The organism is Botrimarina hoheduenensis (genome assembly GCF_007859815.1).
GTDB lineage: Bacteria > Planctomycetota > Planctomycetia > Pirellulales > Lacipirellulaceae > Botrimarina > Botrimarina hoheduenensis.
Genome location: NZ_SJPH01000001.1, coordinates 1 through 14950, shown reverse-complemented (window position 1 = coordinate 14950; position 14950 = coordinate 1). Strand labels below are relative to the sequence as shown.

Below are 14950 nucleotides of genomic sequence, written 5' to 3'. Positions count from 1 at the left end.
GCGGCAATACCGTCGCGCGATCGCGACGCCGCGTTATGGCACACACGCTCGGCGTGAGTCAACCGTCGCGACGCGGTCCCGCCAAGCAAAGCCCGCACAAAGCCAGGGCGATTGTCGTCGGTTCTGGCACGGGGGAAGCAATGAATGCTAGCAGCAGCTGGTACATCTGCACATTGTCGGTGAGCGCGCCGATCCGCAGATAGTAGTCCGTGCCGGGCGTGAGCAAAAAGTCTCCTAGCTGCTCGCTACCGCCTGAGAATGATTGATTGACTTCGGCAAGCTGCGCAATGTTATTTGTCGAGTTGTCATGCTCGTAGAATCCTAGGGTGAGGTCGGCCAGACGCGCGGTGTCCAGCGTCACCTGCGCCCCATCTTGCGGGCCTTCTTGATAGGAGGGACCCCGCGGAGCAAGAATCGCTCCGAACGTCGAGCGCTCGTCCACCGTGAACCGGAACCAATCCGAGTCCGTGATGCCATCGATGCTGACAAAGTCGGTTTCATTGGCTTCAACACGCGTGCCGTCGGCGTCGCCGCCGATCTGCCAGAAGTCACCGTCGCCGAAGTGCCCGGCCAGGGTCGCGGTTGCCGACGAGTCATTACCGCCGCTTTTTTCCAGCTTGTCGCCGTAGTTGCGGTGGGCAGCCAAGATGTCATCAAACTGCGGGCCGTCAAACGAGGCCGTGATGAACGGTTCCATAAGGAACGAGGCGCTCGACGACTCCAGGTGACGAAAGCCCAGCCCGTGACCGATCTCGTGCATCAGCACGTTTCTTAAGCGGACGGAGTTGTTGAAGGTGTTGCCGAAGAAGGCTTCGTTGTCGGTGTCGAGCACCATGTCGCCATGCGGTGGGAAGTAGTTGTAGGCCAGCGTGTTGCTACCCGACTGGCCATCGATCGAGTGCCCGCCGATCCGTAGGTCCGCGTACCGCCCTGATGAACCGGCGGGCGAGATAGTATTGTCGATCGCGGCGCCCAGATCGTTGGGCTCGAATGAAAAGCTGAGCCCCGAGAGCTGGCTCCAGCGATCGAATGATTGAGCGAAGTGAGAGAACCACCGAGCCGAGGTGACGCCCGTAGGGCCGGTTCCATATAGGCGGTTCATCGTCTCGATGAGATCGCTGCCCGAGGTTCCTTCGCTGCCCGCGATGGTAGTCCCGTCGGCAACAATGCCCCAGGTCAGGTGGAGCGGGTCGCCACGGCGGAAGTTCGTGAAATCGACCGAAGTGGTGCTCCAGCGGTTGGCGATACGAAACTCGTCGTGCGGCGCAGTGGCGTCGGGGTCGATCCCGGGGCTGTCGTACAGCGGGTGGGCAACGAAGGTGAGACCCTCGTTGGGCGTGCTGGGCGTTGCGATGCACGAGACCCCCACGCTGCATAGGGGGCAGTTGCAGCCGGCCCCTGCCGAATCGATCCAAGCCGCCAACAATGTCGCGCAGCAGAGCCATGTCGCCAGCAACTGGCGAGGTGAGCGACAACAGGACGGCATGGAGAACTTCTCGGCGGCTACAGTCAGTGTCAGTTAGTCCGTCCCTGCGATCGTCACAGGTCAGGCTATCCGGGTGACTATTACAATACTCCGTCGGAGCGATTGGTGCACCCTTTTAGCGGCGGTTCAGCCGCTCGAATCGCGGGTGAAAACCGGTGCCCCCGGCTGAGAGAGTTCGGCATTGAGACCGTATCCCTCTTTGGAGAAAGCGTGGATCGCCGCCTCGCCCCGCTGTCGGCAGGTCAGCAGGTGGCGGGCCATGGCCCCCCGGGCGCGCTTGGCAAAGAAACTCACGATCCGGAAGCCTTCCCCCTTGCGCTCTTTAAAAACGGGGGTAACCACGCGTGCGTCGAGGCGCTCGGGCTGCACGACGGACCAGTATTCGTTCGACGCCAGATTAACTACCAACGGCTCAGCGCCGCGGGGCGTCGCTTCGGCCAGATCACGATTTATCGAGTCGCTCACCTGGTTTTTCCACCAGTCGTAGAGCGAAGCGCCACGCGGGGTCTTCAGCCGTCGGCCCATCTCCAGCCGGTACGGCTGTATCAGATCCAGCGGACGCAGCACGCCGTAGAGCCCGCTGAGAATCCGCAAACGCTTTTGCGCCAAGTCGAGCTGCTTGTCGGTGAGCGAGTCGGCCTGCAATCCCTGATAGACATCCCCCTGAAAAGCGAGGAGGGCGGGCTTGGTGCCCTTGGCATCCCACTTGCCCTTCCAATTCTGTAGATAACCGTGTGCCGTTTCGGCGAGGCGCTCGCTCAGCTCCATGAGCTGAGCGATCTCCGGCTGCGAAAGCTGCTGCGCCACAGCGGCCAGCTGCTTTGCCTCGGCGTGCAAGACCGGCTTGGTTAAACCGAGCTTGCGCGGGGTGGGAGAAAAGTCGAGCGTCTTGGCCGGTGAGAGTACGATCAGCATGAGTCAACGCGGTCTCGGCAAGGCTGCGAGGTAGTTTTGAGCATCCTAGGCGCTCAACGGCCGGCCGACAGGGCGCGATCTCCCATGGGGGGCATTTCCCGATTGCGACCTGATCGCGGAGCGACCCCGTCAGTCCGCCACACGCCAGCGATTGCGGAACAGCCAATGTAGCAGCAAGAGCAAGACACCGTTGTAGGCCAGCGTCCACAGCAGGTGGGCCCAAAAGAGGAGCGGCTCGCCCCGGGCTTGTGCGGCTTCAGCACTCGGATTGTCGTACTGCTGCAAGCGATCGATATCCAGCGGCAACGCAAAGGTTGCGGAGAAGGGACTAAACGCCCCCAGGGCCGAGACCGTATCGGCGGTTGCCTGCGAGTAGAAAGTCTCGGCAAAGTAACGCCCGGCCAGCGGTGTCAGATACATCGTCCCGATCACCAGATAGCTGGCGATCAGGCTGGTCGAGGTTTTGCTGAACAAAGTCGAGCAGACTAGCGCCGTCAGCGAAGTCGTTACGCACGACATGCCGACGATCGCAAAGTAGCCGACCATCGTGACAATGTTCCAGCCGTTGGACCAGTATTCGTGCGGCATGACACACGCCAGCAGCACGGGCCACATCAAGAAGCCGGTCAGCACCGTGGCCACCCGCAGGCCGCTGAGCAGCTTGCCCCACAGCATCTGCGTGGGCGTGATCAGCGTTACGAGCAGCAGGTCGAGCGTTTGCCGTTCGCGCTCGCTGGAGACGCTGCCCGCGGAGAACACCGGCCCGCAGAGCAGATTGAACAGCAGCACATAAGCAATGTGCCACGCCGCCAACCAGGGGAAAAAGAACAGACAGACCGCCATCACCCCCAGCACCAGCAACATCGATACCTGGATCACGATCCGCAGCATCAGCGTGCCGCCGCTGAAGATCTCCGAACGCATCTCCTTGTCGTAGATCGGGTTGGCCCCCTCCGGCAAAAAGTCGGTCCGCTTGGGCGGCGCGAACAGCCGATCCGGAAACTCGTTCCGTTGCAGGTACAGACCCACCGACTGCTCGGCCTCGGTCTCGAGGTCGATCGCCTCCTTGCCCCCCGAGCCCAGATCGGCCGGGTAGAGCAGGCGTTGCGCGGCCTGTCGCCACAGCACGATCGCTGCCGCAAGGCAGCCGATCGGCACGACGGTCGTCGCCAGCAGCACTCGCAGACCGCCCTGCGTTTCAAGAACACCCCAGGCCAGCACCGCCGCCAGCGCCAGCGGCAGGATCAGCAGGTACGACACCACCAGCGCCGCCGCTGTGCGTCCGAAGAAACTGCTCGCCCACAGGCTGATCATGCCGAACAGCCCCACGGTTGCGATCATTGCCGTGTAAGCCGCGAGCACCTCATACACCTGCACGCCGCCCAGTGGCAGGCACAACATGACGATCGGCAGCGACGCCATGACCAACACGCCCAGGTGTGTCAGCGACGCCACCAGCTTGCCGAGCACGATCGCACCGGGCCGCAACGGGCTGGCCAGCAGCATCTCAAAGCTGAGCCGCTCCTTCTCTCCGGTGATCGCCCCGGCGGCGAAGCTCGGTGCCATGAGGCTCGCCAGCAGGTACTGGCCGAAGAAGAACAGGTTCACCAGCCGCTTGGCGGCGACGGGCTGGGCCATGTCCAGCATCGACTGCTGCGGCCACGCGAGCAGCACTACCAGCCCCAGCAGCGCCACGTAGGCCGCCAACAACAAGAACGCCCGCGGCCGCCGCAAATTGGCGAGCAGCTCATGCTGCAAGACGGGATTCTGCGTTAGGTACACGGGCGAGGCTAGCGGGCGTTAGGAAGGGAGATGAGGGGATGATTGGGAGATAGGCGGATGACAACTCTTGGTGTTATGTCACTTGGTATAGATGCTCGATACGTAGTCTCGATAAGCGTGCGCAACAAGGATTGAAGCTACCGAGCGACTATCACCTTTTCTCCAAGGATCCCCTCATCTCCCTCTACCTCTGCGTTCAATACTTGCGCGGGCGCACGGTGCCCTGCACCCGGCCGGGGAGGCCTTGCAGGCGGAGGAAGCCCTCGGCGTCGGTTTGATCGTAGCTGCCGCCCCCTTCCATGCTGGCGATCGCCGCGTCGTACAGGCTGTTGGGGCTCTTGCGGCCGTGGACCTCGATCGTCCCCTTGTACAGGCCGAGCGTTACCTCGCCCGTTACCGGTTGCTGCGCTTCGCGGATGAACGCCAACAGCGCGTCCATCTTGGCCGTGTACCAAAAGCCGTAGTAAACGTCGCGCGCCACTTCAGGGGCGATCCGGTCGCGCAGGTTCACCAGGTCGCGGTCAAGGGTGAGCTGCTCCAGCTGCAGATGCGCGGCGTACAGCACGGTGATGCCCGGTGCCTCGTACACGCCGCGGCTCTTCATGCCGACAAAGCGGTTCTCGACAATGTCGATCCGTCCCACACCGTTGCGGCCCGCGATCTCGTTCAGCTTCTGCACGATCGCCAGCGACGAAAGCTTCTTGCCGTTCACGCTCACCGGCAGGCCCGCCTCGAAGCCGATCGTCACCTGCTCGGTCTTGTCGGGGGCCGCTTGCGGCGAGACGGTCATGCCGAAGTCGGGGATCGTTACGCCGCAGTTGTCCACTTCTTCGAGCTCGCCCGCCTCGTAGCTGATGTGCAAGCAGTTCTCGTCCGAGCTGTACGGCTTGCTGGTCGAGGCCTTGACCGGAATGTTCTTCTCGGCGCAGTAGGCGATCATCTCCGTGCGGCCGGGGAAGGTCGCGCGGAAGTTGGCCATCCGCCAGGGGGCGATGATCTTCACCGTTGGGTCGAGCGCCTCGGCTGCCAATTGGAAGCGGCACTGATCGTTCCCCTTGCCGGTGGCACCGTGCGCGAACGCCTCGGCACCCACTTCGCGGGCCACTTGCAGGCACGCCTTGGCGATGATCGGCCGGGCGATCGAGGTGCCCAGCAGATAAATGCCCTCGTACTTCGCCTGCCACTGCACGACGGGGAAGGCGAAGTCGCGGCACATTTCCTCTTGCACATCGACAATCCGTGCGCTCTTGGCACCGCAATCGTGGGCCTTCTTGAGGATCGCCTGACGATCTTCGCACGGCTGGCCGACATCGACATACACGCAGTGGCAGTCGTACCCCTGGTCCTGGAGCCAACCGAGAATGACCGAGGTATCCAAACCGCCCGAGTAGGCGAGAACGCAGCTAGGCATGGGGAAGGGGAGGGGCGCAAGAGGAAAATGGCGGAGGCGTTAGCCGTGAATCTGCCGATTCTCGCTGCCAGCCCCCCCCGGGGCAAGCAGGGGTTTTTACTGCCGACGAAGCGGGCCCGGCGCGGTGCTCGGCGTGTCGCGCGTAGCGAACACAGATCTCGAAGCCCATCACGCCCGAGCCGAACATCTCGGTTTCGATAACGCTAGATAAACAGAGCTGCGATTTGAGAAGCTGAGCAATGCTGGTGAGAACTGGGCGGCGCTACACAGAGGAGCCTCCTCATCGACATCGCCCACGCATGGCATTTGTGCGTTTCTTCAACCACGACCCAGCGCACATAAACATGCCAGAGCGACAGCCGATCAAGCTTCTCCGCGGTCACGCGGTCAAAACCACCGCTAGTGCTACGCCCTAAACCCAGTGCTACGCCCCAAACTTAATAGCCGAGGGGGGATTCGAACCCCCACGGGGGTTGCCCCCCAGCGGATTTTAAGTCCGCAGCGTCTGCCATTCCGCCACTCGGCCTGGTTGCTTTTCCGACCAGAACTTACGTCGAATTCCGGCGGTTCGGGTAGGGGCCAACGCGCAGCGAGCAACCGGTCCGCCCCTCGTTCGTGAGTAATCCTTCTTGCGACGATGAGTCTGCTCGCGGCCCGACTGCTGTGGTACGGGGCAGGGGGGATCCACAGCTGGCACAGCGAAGAAGTGCGGCACCCAGTGCTTCTCCCTCGTTGGGGGGGCTTCGCTTTGGCGCGATAATGCGGCCCTTTTGGCTTTGGACCGGACTGCCAGACGACCGATAATTGACTATGCTGACTTAATTGGTAATAATTCGGGCATTCCGCCACTTATAACCTCCGACCTCGCGCCTGCCGATGTCTGCCGCCCTGCCGCTCTCGCCCCAACCCTTCCCGGCCTTGCCCGCCGCCGGCCAAGCCCCTTCGGCCGAGTTGCTGGCCCACCTCGCTGCCGAGAGTCAGCGGCTGGAGTCCGCAACTCCCGATGAGATCGTCGCGTGGGCCCACCAGTGCTTTGCCCCCGGGCTGGCGATGGGAACCGCCTTCGGACCGGAAGGCTGCCTGATGCTGTCGCTGCTGCCCACACTCGCACCGACGACCTACGTGTTCAATCTGGATACCGGGTACCAATTTCAGCAGACACTCGATCTGCGGGACCGCATCGCTGCCAAGTACGGCGTCGAAGTCGAGATGCTCCAGCCCGAACTGAGCGTGCCTGAGTACGAAGCCAAGCATGGCGGGCCGCTGTACACGAGCAACCCGGATCAATGCTGCCATGATCGGAAGATCAAGGTTCTGCAGCGCGCTGCGGTCGGACGCACGGCGTGGATGAGCGGCATCCGCCGCGATCAGAGCCCGGTGCGCGCGAAGCAGCCGATTGTTGCTTGGGATCGGAAGTTCGGCCTGGTGAAGATCAGCCCACTCGCGAACGCCACCAAGCAGAGCGTGTGGACACGCATCCTTCGCGAAGAAGTCCCTTACAACCCGTTGCACGATGAAGGGTACCCGAGCGTCGGCTGCTGGCCCTGCACGCAGAAAGCCGATGGCGAGGGAGACGAGCGTGCCGGACGGTGGGTCGGCAAGCAGAAGACCGAGTGCGGTTTGCACACGCTCGAAGCTGACGGCAGCGGTATCTGAACGGCACCCCTGCGCCCGTTTACTTCAATCCTCTCCAACAAGCTTGTTTCGATGTTCTCCGCGAAAACCGAGTACGCTTGTCTCGCGCTGCTCAGACTGGCGGTGGAGTACGCAGGAGGGTTACCGCTGCAAGGGCGTCGTCTGGCCGCTGAGGAGGGCATCCCCGAGGGTTTCCTGACGCAGATCTTGCAGCAACTCAAGCGTTGCGGTTTGGTGACCAGCGTCCGCGGAGCGGCTGGGGGCTATCGGCTCACCTCGCCGCCGGAAGAAATCACCGTTGGCGAGCTTCTAGAAATGCTCGAAGGGCCGGCGGACAAGCCGAGTCGGTTGGCCACGCCAACGCCCCTCGCCTGCGTGCTGACCGACCTGTGCGACGAGGCGCAGCAAGCCCAGCGGGCGATGTTCGAAAGCGTGACGCTCGCCGAGCTGGCCGACCGGGCCGCGCCGGAGCATGCCGGCATGTATTACATCTGAAGGATCCGTCCCGCTTGGCAGTCATGCGCCCGCCATCGAGCGCTCGTCCGGCTGTCCTTCGAGGTCAATCGGGGGCGTTGAGGATCGCGGCGACCGCCTGTCCGCTGGGGGAGTGGTTGAGCGCCAGTAGCGACGATCCCTTCGCGGGCCGCTCGACGGCGGAAAGGTTCAGCGGGCAAGCGGGATCGGGCGTGTCGTAGTTGAGCGTGGCGTTGACGACACCGTTGCGCCAACCGATGAGCGTTGCGGCGAGCTCGACCAAGCCCCGCGCCGCGCCGCTCGAGCCCAAGTAGCTAGTGGGTGCCGTGGCGGGCACGTCACCGACAACCGCTTGCAGTGCCTGGGCTTCGATCGCGTCGAGGTCCTTGCGCGACTCGCCGTGCGGTTTGACCAGCGCGAGATCGGAGGCTTTGAGACCGGCTTGTTTCAACGCGGTTTGGGCGGCTTGGCCGATCGCGCGGCCGGTAGCCAGCAACGGGCCGATGGCGGGCTCGCTGCGGCAGACGACTGCCTCGACAGTGCCCCAGGCGGTCCCTCCCCGGCGGAAGAACCCGCGGCGTTCGGCGTGATCTCGACTCTCGATAACCAGATAAGTGGCGGCTTCGCTCATCACGGCACCGTCTCGATCGGCATCAAACGGTCGGCAGGCACGTTCGGGATCGGCGGCGCGGCGTGAGAGCCCGGCACCGGCATGCCAGAGCAGATCGGTGAGGTCGATTTTTGAGCTCGCCCCGCCGCACAGCATGATGTCCGCGGCACCGCGCCGGATGATCGAGGCGGCCTCGCCCAGGGCGATCAGGCCCGACACGTCGCCCAATGAGATTGTGTTGGTTGGACCGTGGGCATCACGGCGGATGCCGACATGGCAAGAACCCATATTGGGCAGGTACTTGAGCATCCAGAGCGGAAAGAGTTCGCTCATGCCGCGTTCGGCCCAGGCGCGCTCCGAGGCCTGCCCGGCACCGCACGCAGCAAACGGCGGGGCCAGTTCGTCGAGCGGGCAGTACTGCATGGCCGCGGCCCCCACCACGCCCAGCCGTGACGGCTCGACCTCAAAATCGTCCAGGCGCGCTTCGGACCAGGCGAGCTCGGCCGCGGCAAAGCCCAACTGGATCTCGCGAGCCATGACCTTAAGGCTCTTACGCGGCGTGACGTATTGTTTGGGGTCAAAATCGGCGACCTGCCCCCCGAACGGGGCGATCCAGCCGATTCGCTCGAGTTCCTCAACGGCGTGGATACCCGTACGGCGCCCGTGGAGCGACGCCGCGACCTCGTCAACACCGATGCCGATCGGCGAGACGATCCCGATACCGGTGATCAGCACATCTTGCATTCGCGCAGCAAGGCGGAGGAAGGTTTCTATGGCGGGCGGACGAACTATTCTTGTGTTAGCGAAGTACCAAGTGTAACCCCAGACAGCGGCGTCCGCTGCGGTCCTCGGCGATCGGCGTCGTGGGCTTGAGCCTTTTTCAGTACGCCGCGCAAGAGCGCCTCCCGAGGGACATGCCGATGTCGGCACCTAATTCGGGCCGATCCAAGCAAGGGCCAGCAGGTGGCCCCCGCTCTGGAGGCCCCATGCCGTTCGATACGACGACCAGCTTGCCCGCCGCCGCGACAGGGACCGTCCTGGAGAACGGGGCTTTTTCGCCGGGACCTCAGCTACCGCGCTCCCCGCGTTTGACCAGGCCGGCGGAACCCGTCCCGGGCAAAAAGAGCCCCAAAAAAGTTCCCCGCCCCGAATTTTCGTTGCGCGAAGCCCGGGCGCTGTTGGGAGACGACCTGCGTCCGAAGCCCTGGGTCTACTGGACCGATCTCGTGCTGAGCTGGTCGGGGGCCATGGTGACCTTCAAGGCGGTGCAGATTGGCTCGCTGGGGGTGCCGCTGCGCGTTCTGGCGTTTGTTGTCAGCTGTCTGCTGCTGTACCGGTGCGCGCTGTTTATCCACGAGCTGGCGCACCTGCCACAGCGCGAGTTCCGGGCGTTCCGGTTCGTGTGGAATCTGCTGTGCGGCATCCCGATGTTGATCCCCACGTTTGTCTATCAGACGCACCTGGATCATCACCGCCGCAAGCACTATGGAACCAACCACGACGGTGAGTATCTGCCCCTGCTGAATCGACCCGTGTGGCATGCGATCGGCTACGTTGCGCAGAGCCTGGTGATTCCGCTGCTCGCGATTATCCGCTTTGGGCTGTTGACGCCGCTGACTTGGATCAGCGGCCCGACGCGCGACTGGGTGCATCGGCACGCGTCGTCCATGATTATTGACCCGCGCTACTTGCGACCCTTGCCGAGCAGGAAAGCGCTACGCGGTATCCGTTACCAAGAGCTTGGCTGCTTTCTGTTTCTCGCCGCGATGACGTTCGGCGTGGTTCGTAGCCTGTACGGTCAAGGATTCCTTGATCCTTGGTTTTTGCCGCAGCTGTACGCGACCGCGGTGGCGATCGTGACGCTTAATGCCGTGCGAACGCTGGGGGCCCATCGCTACGTCAACGACGCCGACGCCAACCACGACCGTCCGATGACGTTCGTCGAGCAGTTGCTTGATTCGGTCAACTATCCGAACCACGCGTGGGCTTCGATCCTGTGGGGACCGATCGGTACGCGTTATCACGCGCTGCATCATCTGTTCCCCTCGCTGCCGTACCATGCGCTGGAAACAGCTCATCGGCGGTTGATGGCGGGGCTGCCGGCGGACTCTCCGTATCGGAAAACTACGGGGCAGAGCTTGTTGCACGAGGTTGGCCAACTGCTGCGCCACGCGGGCCGGCGTGCCGAGCAGCCGGGGGGCTAGACCAGCGATTTCTCGAAGACGCGCCACGTCTTGTAACGCTTGGCACCTCCCTTCTCGACCGTCTTGCGTGAGAGGGTGTTCGTCTCGAGCACCCAGCTAAACTCGCAAGCGGTAACGCCGTGATCGAGCGCCGGCTGGAGCAAGCTCCGCGCCAGCGAGACCCCGACGCCCCAGCTCTGGTACTCGGGCAGCACGTTGGTGCTCACGATGCGAATGCGGTTGATCGCCCGCTTGTTCCACAGCAGCCGGATGAATCCGAACGGGAACAAGCGGCCATCGATGGCTTTGATGCGGGGGTTGAAATCCAGCAAGCCGAAGACCACGCCGACCGGCTTGCCTTCGACCTCGGCGATGCGTGCCAGTTCAGGAACTATCAGTTCTTTCAGGTCGCTCGCCATGGCCTGCACCTCGGCCGGCGACATCGGCACGTAGCCCCAGGTTTTGGTGAGCGCCAGGTTGTAGATGTCCAGGAACATCGCCACTTCCTCTTTGAACCGCGAACGGTTCATCGGACGCACGGTGACCCCGAAACGCTCGCGGACCATGTTGTCGAGCGATTCCATCTTCGTGTCGCGCTTCATGTCCCCCAGGTGCGACGTGTCGGCCCGATACGCATACAGGTCTTGAGATTTGCCGTAGCCACACCCTTCGATCAGCGCCTGATAGTACGGCGGGTTATGAGGCAGGAGCATGTAGGGGGGCGTCTCGAAACCATCGATGAGCGTCCCCAGCTCGTAGTTGATCGTGGGGCTGACCGGTCCGCGACACGCGCTGAGCCCCCGCTCCGCAAGCCACGCCTCGGCGGCGCCCAGTAGTGCCGCCGCGGTCTCGGGCTGGTTCTCGGACTCGAAGAAGCCGAAGAACCCCAGATTCTCGCGATGGCACTCGTTGTGGGCCCGATTGTGAATCGCGGCGATCCGGCCCACAGGCTTGCCGTTGCGTGTCGCGAGCCACTGTTCGGCATCCGCGTACTCATAAACGGGGTGCTTCCCAAAGCCTGCTAGCAGCTTCTGCGAGTGTCTCAGCGGGGGCATCCAGCACGGATCGCCGGCGTTCATCTGCCACGGCAGCGAGAGCCAGACCTTCTGCTGCCGGCGGGTGCGGACCGGTTCGATACGTAGCACAGACACGGCGTGACGGGGAAAAAAGGGCGGCGACAGCGGGCGATCAAAGAAGCGGCCCTCCGAACGTGGCTTGCTCCGTTTCGCGTAGGCTGAGAGTCTAACGCGATCGGGCGAGCACGCCCAACCGTACCGCCCCCGTCCCGCTGCCCGTTCCCCCGTTTTTTGCGGCCCCGTCTTGGCTCGTACCTTGGTTACTGGCGCGACAGGCTTTATCGGCCAGCGGCTCGTGGAGCGGCTTGTCGCCCGGGGCGATGACGTAGCCTGCGTGGTGCGTAGTTCCTCGCAAACCGTGGCTCTGGAGCGGCTTGGCGTGCGACTCGTGCGGGCACCGCTGGAAGAAGCGACCGGGCTACTGCAGGCCTACCGCGCTGCTTTCGACGGCAACCCGGTCGAGGTGGTTCACCATCTGGCAGGTCGGGTCCATGGCCGCACGCTTGCTGAGTTCCTGGCGGTCAACGAGCGGGGGACCGCCGCCGTCTGCGAAGCCGCCACAGCACTTCCGACACCGCCGGTTGTCATCGTGGTTAGCTCGCTCGCCGCGGTTGGCCCGTCGGCCCCCGGTATGCCCCATGACGAGACTACGACCTGTCGGCCCATCTCGCTGTACGGACAGAGCAAGCTCGCCGCTGAGCGGGCGGCGCGTCGCTGGGCCGGAAAAGCTCCGATCTCGATTGTCCGTCCGCCGCTGGTCTTTGGACCGGGCGATCGCGACGGACTGATGCTGTTCAAAGCGATCCGCGCGCTGGGGATCCACTTTGTGCCACAGCTGCAGGGTCTGCCGCTATCGCTCATTTATGCCGACGATCTTGTCGCAGCGCTTCTGGCCGTCGCGGAGCGGGGAGAACGCTGTAGGGACAGTGTTGCCGCGGACCCCCAGAGCGCGCCGAACGACTCCCGCGGCGTCTACTTCGCCGCCGATCCCGTCGATTCTTCTTATGCCCAGATCGGCCGGATGGCGGCTGCGGCGCTCGAGCGCCGCGTCTGGGTGCTCTGCCGCCGCAAGTATCCGCTGCTGCCCGCGGCGCTTGCCGGCGATTTTTACGGCTGGTTCACCGGTAAGCCCGTCGTTCTCGGCAGCGACAAGCTACGCGAAGCCTCGGCAAGCGGGTGGCTTTGTCGGAGCGAGAAAATCGTCAGCATGCTCGGATGGGCCCCAGCAGCCCCCGCTGCGCAGCGCTACCGAGAAACCGCCCAATGGTATCGCGAAGCGGGCTGGCTCTAGCTCCGTTACGCCCGCGCGGTACCATAGTGAACGCCCCGACCGGTGCCGCCCTGTCCCCCGCTCGATCGACGCCGACCTCAGTCGCCCCCCGCATGAACCCCGACCCCCTCTCGCCGCTGCAGCTCAAGAATCCGGGCCGGGCGGCTCTGCTGGCGTGGTTGTTCCCGGGGCTGGGGCACCTGTACCAAGGCCGAATCGCCAAAGGGGTGCTCTTTGGCGTGGCGATTGTCGCGCTGTTTGTCTTCGGCTTTGTCGTCGGCGGCGGACGGGTCGCGTATGCCGCCACCGGCCCCGTGCTGCCGTCGCCTGTTCGGTTCGTCATGGAGCGCTGGCCGTTTCCGTGTCAGGCAGGCATCGGTGCGGTGGCGATCCCCGCGCTGATGGAGCGCGCACGCTACAACGCTGGCGAAGGCCCTCTGCTGGGCGGGGCCTTTTATCCGCCGCGCACCGGTGAACGGGCCGCCCGCGGACCCAAGATCGAATCGCGTGACACCGCAGGCAACACGGTCACCCACCCCGACGAACTGGCTCAGTGGCATTACGAATACGGCTACTACTTTGAACTTGGTACGATCTATACCGTGGTCGCCGGACTGCTGAACCTGCTCGTGGTGTACGACGCGTATTCAGGGCCCCTTGTGCAGCTCACGCCGCCTCGCGACCAGTCCGATAACGGGCCCGATAACGATCCCCCCCACGATTCGGCAAGTAACAAGCTGGCGTGATGCGGGCCCTCAACGCCGGCAGCGTCCCGGAAGTTGTCTTAACAAACCGCTTGCCCCCATCGCCCCTGTTCCTCACCCGATCCCACTAGCGAGGCTTCACGATCGAACCGTTTATCACCTCGCTGCTTGTGCTGTCCGCGATCAATCGGCTGTGGTTCGCGCCGCTGTTGATCGTGGGCGTGAGCGTCGTTTACGCGGGCACCCGTCACGAAGACCTGCGGTCGATCCTGCGTCACACGACAACGTGTGCCGTTACCTTGGTGCTGATCATGGGCGCTGTAGCGGCGGTGCTGGAGGTGTTAGCTTATTTGCAGTAGCGAGCGCGACACGCAACGCGCGAAGCACGCCCCGGTAGTTCAATTGGATAGAATATCGGTCTTCGAAACCGAGGGTTGCAGGTTCGAGTCCTGCCCGGGGCGCTCAGAGAATTCAGGCTTTCTTCGTAGGGTGCTTGCCGATCGTGTGGAGGCAGTTGGCCGTTGGGGGTTGGTCGGGCCACCGTCGGTCGATCCCGGCAGGCTGCTTGAGCCCAGCCCGCACGCTTCCGAGAGCCGTCGCGTCTTTATCGCGGTACACTGGTCCTGATGCTCAACGGTCGTGATGCTCAACGCTGCTGACGCGACACGTTGGTGCGACCCGCTCGCAACCGCCTCCATGCTTGCCCCGCAGCACGGCTTCTTGCGGGCTGCCGCCGGCATGCGTTGTTGATTGCTTCCCGCGGGGGCGGCGACTACTCTGCTGCCCTGGGTGACTGCTGCCCAGGGTCGTCTGCGGTCCCAGGGTCGTCTGCGGTCCCAAGGTCGACTCTCCGCGTGCAGACGCCCGCCCGTGCCTCCCGGAGACGCCGATGCCCCGCCCCGTTTCTTTTGAGCAGCAAGAGATCGGTGCCGCCAACATTGAGCGGTTCGTTGACGATGTGGAGGCAGCCGCCGCGGCGGGCAACCCGATCGAGATCGACCGCTGCCGGTTTACGGTAGCCGTTGATCTGACCGGTCTGCGCGCGACCGCCGGACTCCGCTTCACGCGTTGTCGCTTCTACCAGCCGGTGCGACTCGCGCGGACCCGGATCGAAGGGGTCCTGGTGCTGCGCGGCTGCTACTTCCGTCGCGGGCTCGATCTGTCCGACGCGCGCGTCGAGGGGCCCCTCGACCTGGGGGCTTCGTGGTTCCGGCGTCCGGGACTCACCCCCCGAGAAGACCTCGTTCGCTACGGATTGGAGGACGACTACCCCGCGGCGGCGGTGTACGCCGTCCGTCTGCACGTGGCGGGGGAGACGATGCTCAAGCGCGCAGGCAGCTTGGGCAACGTGCTCTTCCGTCAAGCGGAGCTCGGCAAGAACTTCGACGCGACCGGGATCCACCT

General features: G+C 63.9%; 13 protein-coding genes and 2 tRNA genes. 8 read left to right on the top strand and 7 right to left on the bottom strand.

Translation table 11 applies throughout. The annotated features are described in order from the left end of the window. Positions 1–58: 58 nt before the first annotated feature. From Pla111_RS00075 to Pla111_RS00055, 5 genes are all read right to left on the bottom strand, one after another. A complete protein-coding gene (locus tag Pla111_RS00075) occupies positions 59–1486 on the bottom strand; it encodes a matrixin family metalloprotease (RefSeq protein WP_146570204.1) in 1428 nt (475 codons plus the stop codon). Positions 1487–1612: 126 nt separating this feature from the next. Further along, entirely contained in the window at positions 1613–2401 is a 789-nt protein-coding gene (gene yaaA, locus Pla111_RS00070) for a peroxide stress protein YaaA (RefSeq protein WP_146570202.1), read from the bottom strand. A 129-nt stretch (positions 2402–2530) separates the two neighbouring features. Then, complete coding sequence (locus tag Pla111_RS00065) at positions 2531–4183, bottom strand: ABC transporter permease (RefSeq protein WP_146570200.1); 1653 nt, start codon at positions 4181–4183, stop codon at positions 2531–2533. A gap of 196 nt (positions 4184–4379) precedes the next feature. After that, complete coding sequence (locus tag Pla111_RS00060) at positions 4380–5594, bottom strand: argininosuccinate synthase (protein ID WP_146570198.1); 1215 nt, start codon at positions 5592–5594, stop codon at positions 4380–4382. A gap of 441 nt (positions 5595–6035) precedes the next feature. Beyond that, positions 6036–6120, bottom strand: a tRNA-Leu gene (locus Pla111_RS00055). Positions 6121–6470: 350 nt separating this feature from the next. Between Pla111_RS00055 and Pla111_RS00050 the strand changes: the two genes are divergently transcribed. Together Pla111_RS00050 and Pla111_RS00045 are read left to right on the top strand one after the other, a co-directional pair. Then, positions 6471–7250: a phosphoadenylyl-sulfate reductase gene (locus Pla111_RS00050; protein WP_146570197.1), complete on the top strand. Its 780-nt coding sequence runs from the start codon at positions 6471–6473 to the stop codon at positions 7248–7250. 51 nt (positions 7251–7301) lie between these two features. Then, positions 7302–7724, top strand: coding sequence for an RrF2 family transcriptional regulator (locus tag Pla111_RS00045; protein WP_146570195.1), 423 nt, complete (start codon positions 7302–7304; stop codon positions 7722–7724). Positions 7725–7788: 64 nt separating this feature from the next. Here Pla111_RS00045 and Pla111_RS00040 read toward each other — a convergent pair whose 3' ends face one another. Continuing rightward, positions 7789–9057, bottom strand: coding sequence for a beta-ketoacyl-[acyl-carrier-protein] synthase family protein (locus Pla111_RS00040; RefSeq protein WP_146570193.1), 1269 nt, complete (start codon positions 9055–9057; stop codon positions 7789–7791). Between the two features lie 413 nt (positions 9058–9470). On the opposite strand from Pla111_RS00040, the gene Pla111_RS00035 reads away from it, so the two are divergent. After that, positions 9471–10517, top strand: a complete 1047-nt coding sequence (locus Pla111_RS00035; RefSeq protein WP_197524619.1) for a fatty acid desaturase family protein — start codon at positions 9471–9473, stop codon at positions 10515–10517. Here the strand turns inward: Pla111_RS00035 and Pla111_RS00030 are convergent. Then, complete coding sequence (locus Pla111_RS00030; RefSeq protein ID WP_231930497.1) at positions 10514–11647, bottom strand: N-acetyltransferase; 1134 nt, start codon at positions 11645–11647, stop codon at positions 10514–10516. The genes Pla111_RS00035 and Pla111_RS00030 overlap by 4 nt on opposite strands. Before the next feature lie 169 nt (positions 11648–11816). Here Pla111_RS00030 and Pla111_RS00025 point away from each other — a divergent pair, with 169 nt between their 5' ends. The 5 genes from Pla111_RS00025 to Pla111_RS00005 all read left to right on the top strand — a co-directional run. Beyond that, positions 11817–12863: an NAD-dependent epimerase/dehydratase family protein gene (locus tag Pla111_RS00025; protein ID WP_146570189.1), complete on the top strand. Its 1047-nt coding sequence runs from the start codon at positions 11817–11819 to the stop codon at positions 12861–12863. Positions 12864–12955: 92 nt separating this feature from the next. Continuing rightward, a complete protein-coding gene (locus Pla111_RS00020) occupies positions 12956–13588 on the top strand; it encodes a DUF6677 family protein (RefSeq protein ID WP_146570187.1) in 633 nt (210 codons plus the stop codon). Between the two features lie 128 nt (positions 13589–13716). Continuing rightward, positions 13717–13905: a hypothetical protein gene (locus Pla111_RS00015; protein ID WP_146570185.1), complete on the top strand. Its 189-nt coding sequence runs from the start codon at positions 13717–13719 to the stop codon at positions 13903–13905. A 28-nt stretch (positions 13906–13933) separates the two neighbouring features. Continuing rightward, positions 13934–14007 (top strand) — tRNA-Arg (locus tag Pla111_RS00010). A gap of 428 nt (positions 14008–14435) precedes the next feature. Next, the coding region (locus Pla111_RS00005; protein WP_146570183.1) for a pentapeptide repeat-containing protein at positions 14436–14950 on the top strand (515 nt) is incomplete at its 3' end.

Bases quoted from the DNA above. Each gene is read 5' to 3' on its own strand.
- yaaA (WP_146570202.1), bottom strand. From the start codon at position 2,401: ATGCTGATCGTACTCTCACCGGCCAAGACGCTCGACTTTTCTCCCACC.
- Pla111_RS00075 (WP_146570204.1), bottom strand. From the start codon at position 1,486: ATGCCGTCCTGTTGTCGCTCACCTCGCCAGTTGCTGGCGACATGGCTC.
- Pla111_RS00050 (WP_146570197.1), top strand. From the start codon at position 6,471: ATGTCTGCCGCCCTGCCGCTCTCGCCCCAACCCTTCCCGGCCTTGCCC.
- Pla111_RS00020 (WP_146570187.1), top strand. From the start codon at position 12,956: ATGAACCCCGACCCCCTCTCGCCGCTGCAGCTCAAGAATCCGGGCCGG.
- Pla111_RS00040 (WP_146570193.1), bottom strand. From the start codon at position 9,057: ATGCAAGATGTGCTGATCACCGGTATCGGGATCGTCTCGCCGATCGGC.
- Pla111_RS00045 (WP_146570195.1), top strand. From the start codon at position 7,302: ATGTTCTCCGCGAAAACCGAGTACGCTTGTCTCGCGCTGCTCAGACTG.
- Pla111_RS00060 (WP_146570198.1), bottom strand. From the start codon at position 5,594: ATGCCTAGCTGCGTTCTCGCCTACTCGGGCGGTTTGGATACCTCGGTC.